Annotated in this window: 15 protein-coding genes; 11 read left to right on the top strand and 4 right to left on the bottom strand. The window is 44.8% G+C overall.

Annotated features, from left to right (window positions below):
- Positions 1 to 37 precede the first annotated feature (37 nt).
- A complete protein-coding gene (locus tag HL061_RS09120) occupies positions 38 to 1,204 on the bottom strand; it encodes a homoserine kinase (RefSeq protein ID WP_071002745.1) in 1,167 nt (388 codons plus the stop codon).
- Between the two features lie 186 nt (positions 1,205 to 1,390).
- Between HL061_RS09120 and hisF the strand changes: the two genes are divergently transcribed.
- From hisF to HL061_RS09080, 8 genes are all read left to right on the top strand, one after another.
- Positions 1,391 to 2,173, top strand: a complete 783-nt coding sequence (hisF, locus tag HL061_RS09115) for an imidazole glycerol phosphate synthase subunit HisF (protein WP_071002744.1) — start codon at positions 1,391 to 1,393, stop codon at positions 2,171 to 2,173.
- Positions 2,174 to 2,358: 185 nt separating this feature from the next.
- Positions 2,359 to 2,877 carry a 6,7-dimethyl-8-ribityllumazine synthase gene (gene ribE, locus HL061_RS09110; protein ID WP_057762077.1) on the top strand — a complete coding sequence of 173 codons (519 nt, stop codon included), beginning with the start codon at positions 2,359 to 2,361 and terminating at the stop codon, positions 2,875 to 2,877.
- A 216-nt stretch (positions 2,878 to 3,093) separates the two neighbouring features.
- Positions 3,094 to 3,945 carry a transcription antitermination factor NusB gene (gene nusB / locus HL061_RS09105; protein ID WP_240365617.1) on the top strand — a complete coding sequence of 284 codons (852 nt, stop codon included), beginning with the start codon at positions 3,094 to 3,096 and terminating at the stop codon, positions 3,943 to 3,945.
- Between the two features lie 8 nt (positions 3,946 to 3,953).
- Positions 3,954 to 4,988 carry a thiamine-phosphate kinase gene (gene thiL / locus HL061_RS09100; protein WP_252962751.1) on the top strand — a complete coding sequence of 345 codons (1,035 nt, stop codon included), beginning with the start codon at positions 3,954 to 3,956 and terminating at the stop codon, positions 4,986 to 4,988.
- Positions 4,989 to 4,991: 3 nt separating this feature from the next.
- On the top strand, positions 4,992 to 5,597 hold the full coding sequence (locus HL061_RS09095) for a phosphatidylglycerophosphatase A (RefSeq protein ID WP_252962750.1): 606 nt from the start codon (positions 4,992 to 4,994) through the stop codon (positions 5,595 to 5,597).
- 167 nt (positions 5,598 to 5,764) lie between these two features.
- A complete protein-coding gene (glmU, locus tag HL061_RS09090) occupies positions 5,765 to 7,141 on the top strand; it encodes a bifunctional UDP-N-acetylglucosamine diphosphorylase/glucosamine-1-phosphate N-acetyltransferase GlmU (RefSeq protein ID WP_093070089.1) in 1,377 nt (458 codons plus the stop codon).
- A gap of 183 nt (positions 7,142 to 7,324) precedes the next feature.
- On the top strand, positions 7,325 to 9,169 hold the full coding sequence (gene glmS, locus HL061_RS09085) for a glutamine--fructose-6-phosphate transaminase (isomerizing) (RefSeq protein ID WP_252962749.1): 1,845 nt from the start codon (positions 7,325 to 7,327) through the stop codon (positions 9,167 to 9,169).
- 111 nt (positions 9,170 to 9,280) lie between these two features.
- Positions 9,281 to 9,592, top strand: coding sequence for a hypothetical protein (locus HL061_RS09080; protein WP_240365620.1), 312 nt, complete (start codon positions 9,281 to 9,283; stop codon positions 9,590 to 9,592).
- Between the two features lies 1 nt (position 9,593).
- On the opposite strand, the gene HL061_RS09075 is transcribed toward HL061_RS09080, so the two are convergent.
- Positions 9,594 to 9,959 carry a MerR family transcriptional regulator gene (locus HL061_RS09075; protein WP_071002737.1) on the bottom strand — a complete coding sequence of 122 codons (366 nt, stop codon included), beginning with the start codon at positions 9,957 to 9,959 and terminating at the stop codon, positions 9,594 to 9,596.
- Positions 9,960 to 10,045: 86 nt separating this feature from the next.
- On the opposite strand from HL061_RS09075, the gene HL061_RS09070 reads away from it, so the two are divergent.
- The 3 genes from HL061_RS09070 (at position 10,046) to HL061_RS09060 (ending at position 11,893) form a co-directional block, all read left to right on the top strand.
- Positions 10,046 to 10,924: an alpha/beta fold hydrolase gene (locus HL061_RS09070; protein ID WP_252962748.1), complete on the top strand. Its 879-nt coding sequence runs from the start codon at positions 10,046 to 10,048 to the stop codon at positions 10,922 to 10,924.
- Between the two features lie 61 nt (positions 10,925 to 10,985).
- On the top strand, positions 10,986 to 11,303 hold the full coding sequence (locus tag HL061_RS09065) for a hypothetical protein (protein ID WP_252962747.1): 318 nt from the start codon (positions 10,986 to 10,988) through the stop codon (positions 11,301 to 11,303).
- Between the two features lie 65 nt (positions 11,304 to 11,368).
- Positions 11,369 to 11,893: a PaaI family thioesterase gene (locus HL061_RS09060; RefSeq protein ID WP_071002734.1), complete on the top strand. Its 525-nt coding sequence runs from the start codon at positions 11,369 to 11,371 to the stop codon at positions 11,891 to 11,893.
- Between the two features lie 417 nt (positions 11,894 to 12,310).
- On the opposite strand, the gene HL061_RS09055 is transcribed toward HL061_RS09060, so the two are convergent.
- Together HL061_RS09055 and HL061_RS09050 are read right to left on the bottom strand one after the other, a co-directional pair.
- Positions 12,311 to 13,129, bottom strand: a complete 819-nt coding sequence (locus HL061_RS09055; RefSeq protein ID WP_071002733.1) for a sulfite exporter TauE/SafE family protein — start codon at positions 13,127 to 13,129, stop codon at positions 12,311 to 12,313.
- A gap of 66 nt (positions 13,130 to 13,195) precedes the next feature.
- The gene (locus tag HL061_RS09050) at positions 13,196 to 13,699 is read right to left on the bottom strand and encodes a flavin reductase (protein ID WP_025646795.1); all 504 of its coding nucleotides are present in this window, start codon (positions 13,697 to 13,699) and stop codon (positions 13,196 to 13,198) included.
- Positions 13,700 to 13,746: the final 47 nt, after the last annotated feature.

The raw sequence follows: 13,746 nt of genomic DNA, 5'->3' as shown, positions 1-13,746 counted from the left end.
CAAAGTGTTGGTAGGTACATACCTGAGTAAAACATACTTATGCCAATTGGTCTAACGTATATGTTTCAATCGTAAAATCATTGGTGTTGGTTAAGTGATCATGTGCTTGCTCAGCTTGGGTAATACTGCTAAACACACCGACTATTTGATTGTCTGGTTTGCTTAATAGTACAAATACGGTGTTTTGCGACTTTTCAACATGCGCCCAATGGTAAGCGGCCAGACGCTTCATTAGGTCAGGGTTTTTGACCATGATGTTATCACCCGTACGACCTTCGGTACGGTTGTAATGAATCACATTGAGGCGCAATAACCAAAAAATCACGGCCGCTTTTGCTAGCATCACAGGTAGTGCACGTTTTTCCTCACCATTGAGTGGACGTATCGATTCATAACCTTGTAAGAACGCTGCCATTTTACTGCGGTCAAAGTTCACAGATTCACCTTGTTCTGCGCCGCCCCACGTGGTACAAAAATCATTGATAGTGATCGCAATATCCATCACGTAATGCTCGACGCTGACTTCGGTGAAGTCTAGTAGACCTGTCAGACGCGCCTCGCCTTTTTGTAGATTCCATAAGGTATTGTCGGCAAACATATCTAAATGGCATAGACCTTTTGGCAAGGTATCTAATGGCAGCTCTGAATAAGCGCGCCAAATATCGCTCATCAGCTTGGCTTCGTCACCTGGCATGAACTGCATTTCACGGTCACGCACGTCGCTCCATGGATACAAAGGCACGCCGTACTGCTCACTTGGCTGCAATGCTTGCAGCGTCTCATGTAGCGTCGCCAATGCTGCGCCAATATCGTGACACATCGCTTGCGTAGTTTGCTCGGGATGTGAGCCTGCTAGACACGGCACTAAAGTGATGGCTTTGTCTTCATAATGGATGACATAGCGTTTATCATCACCATCTGTTCGCGAACCATTTGACTCAATAACGGCTAACGGTGCGGCGACTGGTAATTTGCCATTTAACTGATTGAGGATAACGGCCATTTTTTCGATATCAGCAGGAGGACGCTCTTCAAATAATGTAAACACGTAAGAGTAGGTGCCGTCTACATCGTCAGTCGTTTGAATAAACCAGTTTGAGTTTTTAATACCTTGAGTGATCGGAATCGCGCGGGCAAACGATACGCCAAAACTTTGGCAAAAGGCGGCAAACTGATCATCGGTTAACTGGGTATAGACGGACATGACATCTCACTTATAGCAATTGGGTAAAGAGGTTAGATAGAATAAATTGATGCGGTAATGACCGCAATTGTACCGCACATCATAAAACGATGGTGAAAAGCGTAATAATCTTGCGAAAACCTGCCTGAAATAGCAGTGATTTTGCTAGACTAGCGCCTATGAATTGATTATAAGGTGAAAGACCCTATGTTAGCAAAGCGTATCATTCCTTGCTTGGACGTTGACAATGGCCGCGTGGTCAAAGGCGTACAGTTTGTCGATATCAAAGACGCAGGCGACCCTGTCGAAGTCGCTCGCCGCTACAATGAACAAGGCGCTGATGAGATTACTTTTTTGGATATTACTGCGACCAATGACGAGCGCGATACCACTTATCATACGGTCGAGCGTATGGCTGAAACGGTATTTGTCCCACTCACCGTAGGCGGCGGCGTGCGAAAAATCGCTGATATCCGCAATTTGCTCAATGCGGGCGCAGATAAAGTCGCAATTAACTCAGCTGCGGTATTTACGCCTGAGTTCGTCGGTGAAGCCGCGCAGAAGTTTGGCAACCAATGTATCGTTGTGGCCATCGATGCCAAACGCGTCGCTGACATCAACGTCGATGGGATTACTGTGCCGCGTTGGGAGATTTTCACCCATGGTGGCCGTAAGCCAACCGGTATCGATGCCGTCGCTTGGGCGAGCAAAATGGCTGAGCTGGGCGCTGGTGAATTGCTGGTCACCTCAATGGACGGTGATGGCACCAAAAAAGGCTACGATTTGGCACTCATGCAACAAATTACGAGCCGCGTCAATGTGCCCGTCATTGCCTCAGGCGGCGTCGGCAACCTGCAACATTTGGCAGAAGGCGTGTTAGAAGGCGGCGTCGATGCGGTACTTGCCGCCAGTATTTTTCACTTTGGTGAGTATACCGTGTCGGAGGCCAAAGCCTATATGGCAGCACAAGGGATACAGATGCGTCTGTAGCACGCTCGTAAAATACAAATAACACCCAAAAAAATGCTATCATAGTGCTAACCATTTATTTTCGTTCAATTAACTAGAGCAACGCCAAAATAATAGGCGGCCAAGTCGATTGAACGCATCAGACTGTTTAGCTATTTATTGATGCCTATATTTCAATTGAACGCTTATTAAGCAAAGGATTTTTTATGTCGAATTTACAACAGCAGCGCAACGACGTGACTCATATCGATGGTAACTTGCATCAAAACGCTGACGCGCGCATTGGTATTGTCGTCGGTCGTTTTAACGGTTTTGTCGTTGAGTCATTGGTTGATGGTGCGATTGATGCCCTACTCCGTCATGGTGTATTGGGTAGCAACATTACTGTTATCCGCGTTCCTGGTGCATTCGAGCTACCACTTGTGGCCCAGCGCGCTGCGGAATCAGATCGTTTTGACGCCATTGTGGCATTGGGTGCAATCATCCGTGGCAGCACCCCACATTTTGATATTGTAGCCAGCGAGTCGGCCAAAGGTTTGAGCGCTGTGGCAATGGATTATAATATCCCTGTCGCCAACGGTATCATCACTACTGACAGCATCGAGCAAGCTATCGAGCGCTCCGGTACCAAAGCAGGTAATAAAGGCTCTGAAGCTGCGATGGTCGTATTAGAGATGATTGCTGTTCTATCACAGCTTGATATTGATGATATCGATGAAGCTTAAGCCTTAAAGCTCAAATTTATTAGTCTAACTGGTGCTGCTATTGAGCAATAGCAGCACCTTGTAACATGACGCCAGCTATCAAGATAATTGGCTATTTTTTGAATTTTCGCCGTATTTCTATACCCTTTAAAATTTTGAATAAACAAAGCTAAAAAGCTACTTTGTTATTTATATTTTGACTGGGTATCATCTCAAAAATTTAGGTACAGACCCCCTATGACTGACCAACTCAAGCGCGCTATCAGCGCTGCGAAAACCGCACAAGCCAATCAAGCTGAAGCTACCCGTATAGCGAGCAGTAGTGCAGGTGATCAAACCTTCGATATGAGTGAGTCTTCTTACAAGACCAGTCACACCGCTATCCGTAAGGCGCGCCGCTTTGCCATGCAAGGTCTATACGAGTGGCTCGTCACCGACCGCCGCTTTGATATAGATGGCAAGCTTGGCTGGAAAGACAATGCACCGCATGATATCGCGGCACGCACGCGCGCAACCAACGCTATGCACACCGTCCATATTGGCTACTATCACGAAATGATGCGTGACATCCCAGAGCAGATCGATGCGCTAGACGCGCTTATCAGCCAACACCTTGATCGTGAGATTGATAAATTAGATACCGTTGAGCACGCTATTTTGCTAATTGGTGCGTACGAGCTACAAAACCGTATGGAGATTCCTTACAAGGTTGTACTCGATGAAGCGATGAAGCTGAATAATCACTTTGGCGCGACTGACGCTCACAAACTGATCAATGCAGTATTGGATAAAATGGCTGGTGAGCTACGTGCTTTAGAGGTACAAGCAGATACCAATGCCAACCTACGCACGTCACAAAAAGCGGCGGCTAAACAATCTGAAGCGAGTTCGGCTGAAGTAACGGTAGCTGACAATATCGAAGCGGCTGCTGAAACAGAAAGCGCGATCGATAATGCGCCGACTGCATCAAATAAGCCACGTATCAGCGCTAACAAAGCTAACGTTAAACGCAGTAGTGCCAGTAAAGCCAGTGCCAATATCAGTGACTTCAAGGCGAGCAAGAAAAACGCTAACGATACCAAAGACTAAGACTAGCCATGAACGAGTTTGAGCTGATTGAGCGTATATTCTCACAGATGCAGGCCACGCATGCGCCATTAACGGGTATCGAAAAAGGTATCGGTGATGACGCGGCTGTGATGGCATTGCCAGCAAGATCACGCTTGGTGAGCTGTATTGATACATTGGTTCAAGGGCGTCACTTTCATGCTGACTTTGCACAAGTAGATAAGCTTGCGTTTGAAATTGCTTATAAAGCGGTCGCGGTTAATGTTTCTGACATTGCAGCGATGGGCGCGACGCCGCATAGTATTTTGCTAGCGTTGGCATTGCCTGAGCGTCTAGCGAATCATGAATGGCTTACGACATTTGCCAAAGGATTGTTTCATGCCTGCCAGCTGTTTGGCGTGACGTTGATTGGCGGAGATACCACGCGCAGTGCGCAATTGGTGCTGAGTGTCAGTGCGCAGGGATTGCTTGCCACAGGGAGGACGCCCGCGGTCTATCGCTCAGGTGCTAAGGTGGGCGATAAAGTCTATGTATCAGGTACTGTCGGTGATGCTGCCTATGCTCTCAAGCACCCCGATAGCCCTATTGGTCAGCAGCTGGCGCACCGACTGCATATGCCTACGCCGCGCATTGCCTTAGGTGCCGCCTTGGCACAAGCTGGCGCAACCTCGATGATCGATATCTCTGACGGTCTTTATCAAGATCTTGGACATATCTGTCAGCAAAGCTCAGTCAGTATGCGTATTCATTTAGATCAATTACCGAGTAGCGAGTCACTAGCCACGGTAGAGTTATCTGAGCGTTTGTTATGTCAATTAGCGGGTGGCGATGACTACGAATTGGCATTTACCTTGCCTGCACATATTGAACCACCTACTTCTAATACGCCTGTCACTTGTATTGGAGAAATCGTTGCGCTCGCAGATTCTATTGCGACAGATGCCAAATCGCCTAATTACTCACGTCTTGAACTGTTTTATCAAAATCAGCCAGTCACACCGACTCAATCTACCCCCTTCTCTACGTGGCCTAATCTCACCGGTTATCAACATTTCACAGGCTAATTCATGACTGATCAACACTTATCTAAGCCTGATATTCGACAAGCAAATGATTGCCCGCCTCTACCAATCGGTGCCAGTATGCTTGACCGCATGGTTTATTGGCTCGGACTAGGTTTGGGCAGCGGCCTACCTCGACGCGCCCCCGGTACGTGGGGCACGGTTGGTGGTCTGATTGTGGGTGTGCCACTGATGAGCTTGGGTTTCGTTCCTTTTTTAATCTTGACGATTTTGTCGTGTTTGGTTGGTGTTTGGATTTGCGGGCGTACGTCTGAGTTGATGCAGGTACACGATGATCCGCATATTGTGTGGGATGAATGGGCTGGCATGTGGATTACCCTATTGCCGTTATCTTATATATTATCATATGTATTTCCTACGTCTAAAAATACCTTGTCGATAATGATGCTGCCGATGTTTTGGGGCTGGCTACCGACTGCTTTTATCCTATTTCGCGTATTTGATATTTTAAAGCCACCACCGATTGGTTGGGCAGACAAAAAGGTTGCGGGTGGCCTTGGGGTAATGTTGGATGACATTATTGCAGGGGTTATGGCAGCAGTGATTTGGTTGATTATTTACATCATTGTGATGATGTTTATGTCTTTTTAATATTATTCCGCGGAAATCATTACTTCGGTTTAGCCATCTTACGTATTTGATTTTGCTTGCTTAAGTTTTGGGTATTCAAGTTACAAAGCTTGCACGTCATAATTTTTTTTGTGCAAGTTTTTACGCTATAATTCAACATTATATTTTGTTACATTTGTAGGCTTATTATGACATCTCCTCTTTCTGTGATTATTTTAGCGGCCGGTAAAGGCACTCGCATGCAGTCGGCAAAGCCAAAGGTTTTGCAGACCCTAGCTGGTAAGTCATTATTGGCCCACGTATTAGATACTTGCAATCAGCTCACTGTTGATGAAACCATCATTGTCCATGGTTTTGGCGGTGATCAAGTAAAGTCAGAGATTACCAACCAATATACACAGTCGTCGTTTACTTGGGTTGCTCAAACTGAGCAGTTAGGAACAGGTCATGCGGTCAAAGTGACACTGTCTGATTTACCGAAATCAGGGAAAAGTCTCATTCTATATGGTGATGTGCCATTGGTCAGCTGCCAGACATTAGCTGCTTTAAAAGCTGCCAATACTGATGGTATGTCTATGCTGACGTTGACTGTCGATAATCCGTTCGGGTTGGGTCGTATCAAACGTGACCAAAACGGCAACATTGAAGCCATCGTTGAGCAAAAAGATGCCAGTGCTGACGAGCAAAATATTAAGGAGATCAACAGTGGTATCTACTGCGTAGACAACGCCCTACTGCATAAGTATTTGCCAGAGCTCTCTAACAATAACGCGCAACAAGAATATTACCTCACTGACATCGTCAAAATGGCCGTCGCTGATGGTATTACGATTGCGGCGATTGAGCCTGAGCATACGTTTGAGATTGAAGGGGTTAATAACCGCCAACAACTCGCAAGCCTAGAGCGCACGTGGCAACGCAAGATAGTCGCCGACCTACAAGAAGCGGGCGTTCAATTTGCCGATCCCACGCGCGTGGATATTCGCGGGTCGTTGAGTGCCGGACAAGATGTGTTTATTGACGTCAATGTGGTATTTGAAGGCGACTGCACTTTAGGCGACAATGTCTATATTGAAGCAGGCTGCGTCATCAAAAACGCTCAGATAGGCAATGCTTGTTATATTAAGCCTTACTGTGTGATTGATCGCGCTGACATCGGAGCTGGTGTCGACATAGGACCTTTTGCACACCTGCGTCCTGATACGGTATTGTCTGACAACAGCAAAGTCGGTAACTTTGTTGAAATCAAAAAATCAACAATCGGTCAAGGCAGTAAAGTAAATCACCTAAGCTACATCGGTGATGCAACTGTCGGCACAGGCGTCAATGTCGGTGCAGGTGTCATTACTTGTAATTACGACGGTGTCAACAAGTCGCAGACTATCATTGGAGATAATGCCTTTATTGGTTCCAATGCAAGCCTAGTCGCGCCAGTAACCATCGGAGATACGGCTACCATCGCTGCAGGTTCTGTCATTACCAAAGACGTTGATAGTAGTGCTTTAGCATTTGGCCGAGCTCGTCAGGTACAAAAAAATGACTTTCAACGACCGACTAAAAAATAACTGATTTATCGAAAGTTTGATCAATCGTCGTCATTCTTGAGTAAACCTAAGCAGTACGGCAATCGTGGTAGTACTGCTTCATCATACTTTTGAGCTAATAACTGAGCATTGGTAGCTAACGACACTTACTAGTCTTGTACCATCATATATTGAATTATTAAAAAACAAATTTAAGGAAAAGCCATGTGTGGAATCGTTGGCGCAGTTGCTGAACGCAATATTGCGAATATCTTGCTTGAAGGTCTTAAGCGTCTAGAATATCGAGGCTACGATTCGGCTGGTTTAACCGTCATTCGTGATGGTGAATTACATCGCGAGCGTCAAGTGGGCAAGGTTCAAGCCTTGGTCGATGCGGTTGAAGCCAGTACCGATTTTTTTGATGGGCATATTGGTATCGCTCATACTCGCTGGGCCACGCATGGCGAACCTGCACAGCGCAATGCCCATCCGCACATATCTGGTAAGATTGCCGTCGTTCACAATGGTATCGTCGAAAACTACGCTGAACTCAAAAAAGAGCTCATCGCTAAAGGCTACGCGTTTACCTCACAAACCGACACCGAAGTGGTGGCGCATCTGATTCATGACATTTATGAGCAAACCAATGATTTGCTAGAAGCGGTACGCGCAGTGATTCCTAAGCTGCATGGTGCATTTGCTTTAGGCATCATTCACGTGGACACACCAGATGAGCTGGTCGCGGTACGTTTAGGTTCGCCTTTGGTCATCGGTGTTGGTATTGGTGAAAATTTTATCGCCTCAGATCAGCTGGCACTACTGCCAGTCACCAACCGCTTTATGTACCTAGAAGAAGGCGATATTGCCAAATTGACCCGTGACAGTATTAAAGTCTATGTCAATGGCGAGGAAGTCAGCCGCGAAGTGCATGAAATCGATGCCAAGCAGCATAATGCTGACAAAGGCGAGTTCAAGCACTATATGCTCAAAGAAATCTATGAGCAGCCAGATGCAGTCGCGCGTACGCTTGAGATGGCGATTGATAACCGCCAAGCATCAGCCCTGCGTGATGACTTTTTAGCACGCAATGAAGCGCAATTATCAGGCGTACAGCATGTACAAATCATCGCTTGCGGCACTAGCTATCATGCGGGGATGGTTGCTAAATATTGGTTTGAGAGCTTGATGCGCCTATCCTGCTCTGTTGAGGTTGCTAGTGAATTCCGCTATCGCAATCCTGTAGTACTCGACAACTCGCTGGTGATTTGTATCTCTCAGTCTGGTGAAACAGCCGATACCTTATCAGCCCTGCGTGAGATCAAAAAACAAAACCCAGCAGGACTGGTTAGTCTAGCACTATGTAACGTGCCTACCTCATCCTTGGTTCGCGAGACAGACATATTCTTGCCGACCCTTGCAGGTCCTGAGATCGGTGTAGCATCGACCAAAGCTTTTACCACCCAGCTGGTCGCACTCATGCTATTGGTCTTAAAAACAGGCGCAGTACAGCAGCGTATCGACAGCGCAAACCTAAGCACCTTACTTGGCGAGCTACAAAAGCTGCCCGGTCAACTCTATGCCAGCTTGCACCTTGATGCTCCGATCAAAGCGATGGCGGAGCACTTTGAAGATAAGAAAAGCTGCTTATTTTTAGGGCGCGGTCTACAGTTCCCTATCGCTCTAGAAGGCGCATTGAAGCTCAAAGAAATCTCTTATATCCACGCTGAAGGCTACGCCGCAGGTGAGCTCAAACACGGTCCGCTAGCGCTTGTTGACAAAGACATGCCAATCGTCGTGCTGGCACCCAAAGACAGTATGCTCGATAAGCTCAAAGCCAACATGCAAGAAGTACATGCCCGTCACGGCGAGCTGTTCGTCTTTGCCAGTGAAGATAGTCACATCAATGCTGAAGACCGCCTACATGTAGTACATGTTAAAGCAGTTTGCGAGACGCTTGCCCCTATCGTCTACAGCGTACCCATACAGCTACTGTCTTACCATGTGGCCGTGATGCGCGGTACTGATGTCGATCAGCCACGCAATCTTGCCAAATCAGTGACAGTTGAGTAATATAAGTTATTGATTTTATTATAATTTTTATTAATAAATTACCTGTCACACTATTGTGTGAGGATTCATCCTTTGCTATCTTGTATCAACGAGGTGGCAAAGGATTTTTTTGTGAATAACAAAAATAGAAAAGGACCCACAACAACTGAGTCTTTGAAAGATTATCAGCCATTTGTCAAAATAGCTGATATATTCTCACTTGGAAGATCTCACCGTGTCTTTGGTCACAAGACTAAACGAACACACCACTACAGCCCTATGTCAGCAACCAAGGAAGAGATAGCTGAGTTCATGAAGTCTGAGTTCCCTCAAGCAAAGTACAAGATTGAGGCAGTAAATAGCAGTAGGTCAATTTTATCCCATGATATTGGTTTAGATGATTTGAGACCTGGAGGTACTGTATCGGGACCTTTCATAACTTAGATTAAAGCGCTAGCTTATCCTTATAAGAACACATGCCTTTTAATGCATCATCTATTAACGCTTTCATTTTAGATAACTCTAGAATCTTAACTTCAATTTGCTTGTTTTTTTCTAGAAGCTTTTCACCCATTTGTGATTGCGTCAGGTTGTTTGAATACAATAGCTCTGTTAGCTCTCTAATCTCTTTTAAGGTGAAACCTAACTCCTTCGCCATAATAATCATATTGAGCTGTTCTACAATCCTGTTATCGTAATCTCTATAACCATTAGATTTTCTAGATGGTGACGAAATTAATCCTTCCCTTTCGTAAAAACGAATGGTATCTCTGCTTAGTCCGACTGTTTCAGTTAATTCTTTTATATTCATTAGCGAGCACCCTCAATTAACGCTTGACTGTGGAGTAATGTCCATAGTTTATAGTAGGCGTTAATTAACAACAAGTAGGTTCTTTTATGGATATAAATATTCTGACGGACGACAACGTCGAGCTGCGTGCAACCCTCTATAAAGCGAATAACCCTAAGGCCGTTGTTCTAATAAATCCAGGAACCGCTACCAATACTTCTTATTATTTGCCGTTTGCTAAATACTTAAGAGAGCATGGTTTTCATGTCATTCTTTGGAACTATAGAGGGTTTTGCGATTCTAAAATAAGTCATCTAAAGGAGTGTCATTACCAGTATTCTGATATTGGGCGCTATGACATTCCAGCTGCCATCGATACAGCTAAGCGCCTATTTAAGGATTTACCCTTGTATTGTGTGGGTCATAGTACTGGTGGTCAACAGGTAGGTCTGGCTCATAACGCCGATCAATTAGATGCTCTAATTGCAGTGGCTGTCTCAGCAGGATACTTTAGCTATATGCCGCTTCGCTATCGTCTTAAGGCTAACTTCTTTTTCCGTTTTTTAGCCCCGCTTAGTAATAAAGTCTTTAATTATGTGCCGGCTAAAAGCTTCAAACTCATGGAAGATTTGCCAGCTGGTTTTACAGATGAATGGGGGGCTTGGTGCCGAGAAAAAGAGCTGTTTTTCTCAGATAAATTCTATGGGAAAACCATTCCCCTTGGGACTTACAAGAATTTTAATGTGCCAACTTTCGTCTTCACTGCCGATGATGATGAAATCTGCACTGAACGCAACCTGCATAATTTTTGGAAAAATGTGACTAGCGATCAACCCATCACTTTTAAACGCTATACCATTAGCAAGGGATCAGACCAATCAATTGGGCATTTTGGCTATTTTAGAAGCAAGAACACTCATATTTGGCAAGATATTTTAGAGACGATCAACAAGGTACACCATGATAAATCGTTACAAACATTATAAGACCTTAATTTTCATTGTATTACTTAATGTGTTCTCGAGCATTTTGCACTATGTTCATAATGTGGTTTATTTTGACCACTATCCTGAGCCTGATTGGTTATCCCCTCATCTGGTAGATGCTTTTTGGTTCGTCATGACACCAATCGGTATCTACGGCTTGATCGTGGCTGTCAAAAGCCAGATGAGCAAGGGGCATTGGTGGCTTTATTTGTATGCCTTGATGGGTTTATTGTCACTACTACACTACAACGTTGAGACTGATAATATTATGACGATCACCATGCACAGTCTTATCTGGTTTCAAGCAATATGTGCTTTTTGGTTAATCGGCTATGTAACGATGTATTTTAAAAATAAAAGCAAACATCAAGAACACTAATTGATAAAACTTTGGTCTTTATAAGAATGAGCTAACCTCTTATTTATCGTTTTAAGGAATTGAAAATGAATGTTGAAGAAACTATAGCAACATGGGAAACAGAAGAAGCACGTATTAGAGAAAAGCTAGGTGACGCTGACGTCATTCCATTATCAGACTTAACCACTCGCAGCGGTATGGACATTTTTAACGCTATGTTTGCAGGAGAGCTGCCTCATCCTCCTATTGGTCTAACGCTCGACTACACTCCTATTCATATGGAAAAAGGTATTGCCGTTTTTCAAGGGCGTCCAAAGCGTCATCATTACAACCCATTGGGTACAGTCCATGGTGGCTGGTTTTGTACGCTTTTAGATTCTGCTGTTGGCTGCGCTGTACATACCCTTTTACCAGCAGGAAAAACCTATACAACTTTAGAGATAAAAGTAAATATGGTGCGAGCTTTGACAGTGGCAACACCTTTAGTACGGGCTGAAGGTAAAGTCATTCATGCTGGTCGAAGAACAGCAACTGCTGAAGGAAAAATTGTAGGGCCTGATGGCAAGTTGTATGCTCATGCCACCACAACCTGCATCATTCTTGATGTTTAGATAGAATTTTCGATATAGTCAATACACTCTAAAAATGTCATAGCGCTACTGGGATGAATTTTGCGCAGCCTCTGGGAACGCAGCACGCAAGTAAAATTTATACCAGTAGCGCGTTTAAATCCATAACAGTTTTACATTCAGCTAACTATAGTTAATGAAGCTTACCTGACAGTCTCAAGTCTAATAGCTTCTAAACCAAAGAAAACCGCTAAGAATATAATGGATGTTATAGTGAAACCATTATAAAAATGGTATAGCAAGATTAAACGCTATTTTTCGCAGCCTCTGGAGACGCAGTCACAGCAAGCAAGAAAAGTAGCATTTTATAATAGATTACTAAACTAGGCGTGATTTTCAATATTAAGCAATATCATATCGTTCTTAGTCTTCATATTTCAAACACACCAATCCAAATCTTCAAAATAACCCTTTATACAGAAAATAAAGTCCCACTACGAATAACAATACCGAAAAGCACTTCTTTAACAGTGGCGGTGAGAGCATATGAGCGACTTTTGCCCCAACTTTAGCGGTAAAAAAGCTCATACTCGCAATGCCCAAAAAGGCATAAATATGCACAAAGCCAATGGTATTGGGTACATCAACTTGCTGCTGCATACCAAAGAACATAAAGCCGAGCGCACCAGCAATGGCAATAGGCAAACCACACGCCGCCGACGTGCCTACCGCCTTTTGCATGACCACATTATAACGGGTGAGATACGGCACCGTTAAGCTGCCACCGCCAATACCAAAAATGGCCGAAGCCACACCAATAATACCACCTGCCGCAAGTTGCTTGGGTTTAGACGGTAATACCACAGGCGTATGACTCGCATCACTCATATGTGTACGTCTTTTACCAGCGGTAAACATTCTATAAGCGACCCACAGTAAAAACACCCCGACGATAAGCTGCAGATATAACCCTGATATTTGCCCTGCTATCCCTGCTCCCAAAAAACACCCTAGCGCCAAACCAGGTGCTAGATTTTTAAAGACCGGCCACATGACGCCGCCCTTTTTATTATGCGCCATCAGCGAGCTGATCGAAGTGACGATGATGGTCGCAAGCGACGTCCCCAAAGCCAGATGCATAATGGTATCGGCATCATAGCCCATTTGGGTAAAGACGATAAATAACAGCGGTACGATAATGGTGCCACCGCCCACGCCGAAAAGCCCGGCCGCAAACCCTGCTAGTGCACCTATGATTAAAAAAATGAGTAGTTCCACGGGATAGTGTCTTCTTATATAGATTTATTTTCTGAGCAAGTGCTCTATATTAATGCCAGTTATGACTTATACAAGCTCAACTTGACCGACGTAATGATAAGCACGGTTAAAATACACTAAACTCTCATCTTGCCCGCTTGGGGATTCTGGAGGTTTGATAGCGACCACTCGGCACATCAGCACACTATGCGTACCCACTTCTTGAATGTGCTCAATCTCACAATCAAAGCTCACTAGCGCATCTTTCAGGATAGGCGCGCCTGTCACAAGCTCAGTCCAAACTCCTTGCTCGAAGCGCTCATCTGAGCTTAGTTTAGAAGCAAAAGCATTAGATAAGTGTTCATGCTGGGCACCAAGCACATTGACGCTCAAGACTTTATTATCCACAAAATGCCCATGCGAGCGCGCCGCTTGATTCATACATACTAGCAGTGTCGGCGGTGTATCAGTGACGCTACATACCGCCGAGGCAGTAAACCCATGAGTGCCTGACGGACCATTGGTGGTGATCACATTGACCGCCGTGGGCAATAGCGCCATGGCATCTCTAAAGTCAGTGGCTTCAATCATATCTTTTATCATTACTACAATCCTGAGAAACGTTAAATCTATAAGTA

Origin of the sequence: Psychrobacter sp. PSP (assembly GCF_024085615.1) — a bacterium.
In the GTDB taxonomy this organism is placed as follows: Bacteria; Pseudomonadota; Gammaproteobacteria; order Pseudomonadales; family Moraxellaceae; genus Psychrobacter; species Psychrobacter pacificensis.
This window is presented reverse-complemented; position numbering and strand designations above follow the sequence as displayed.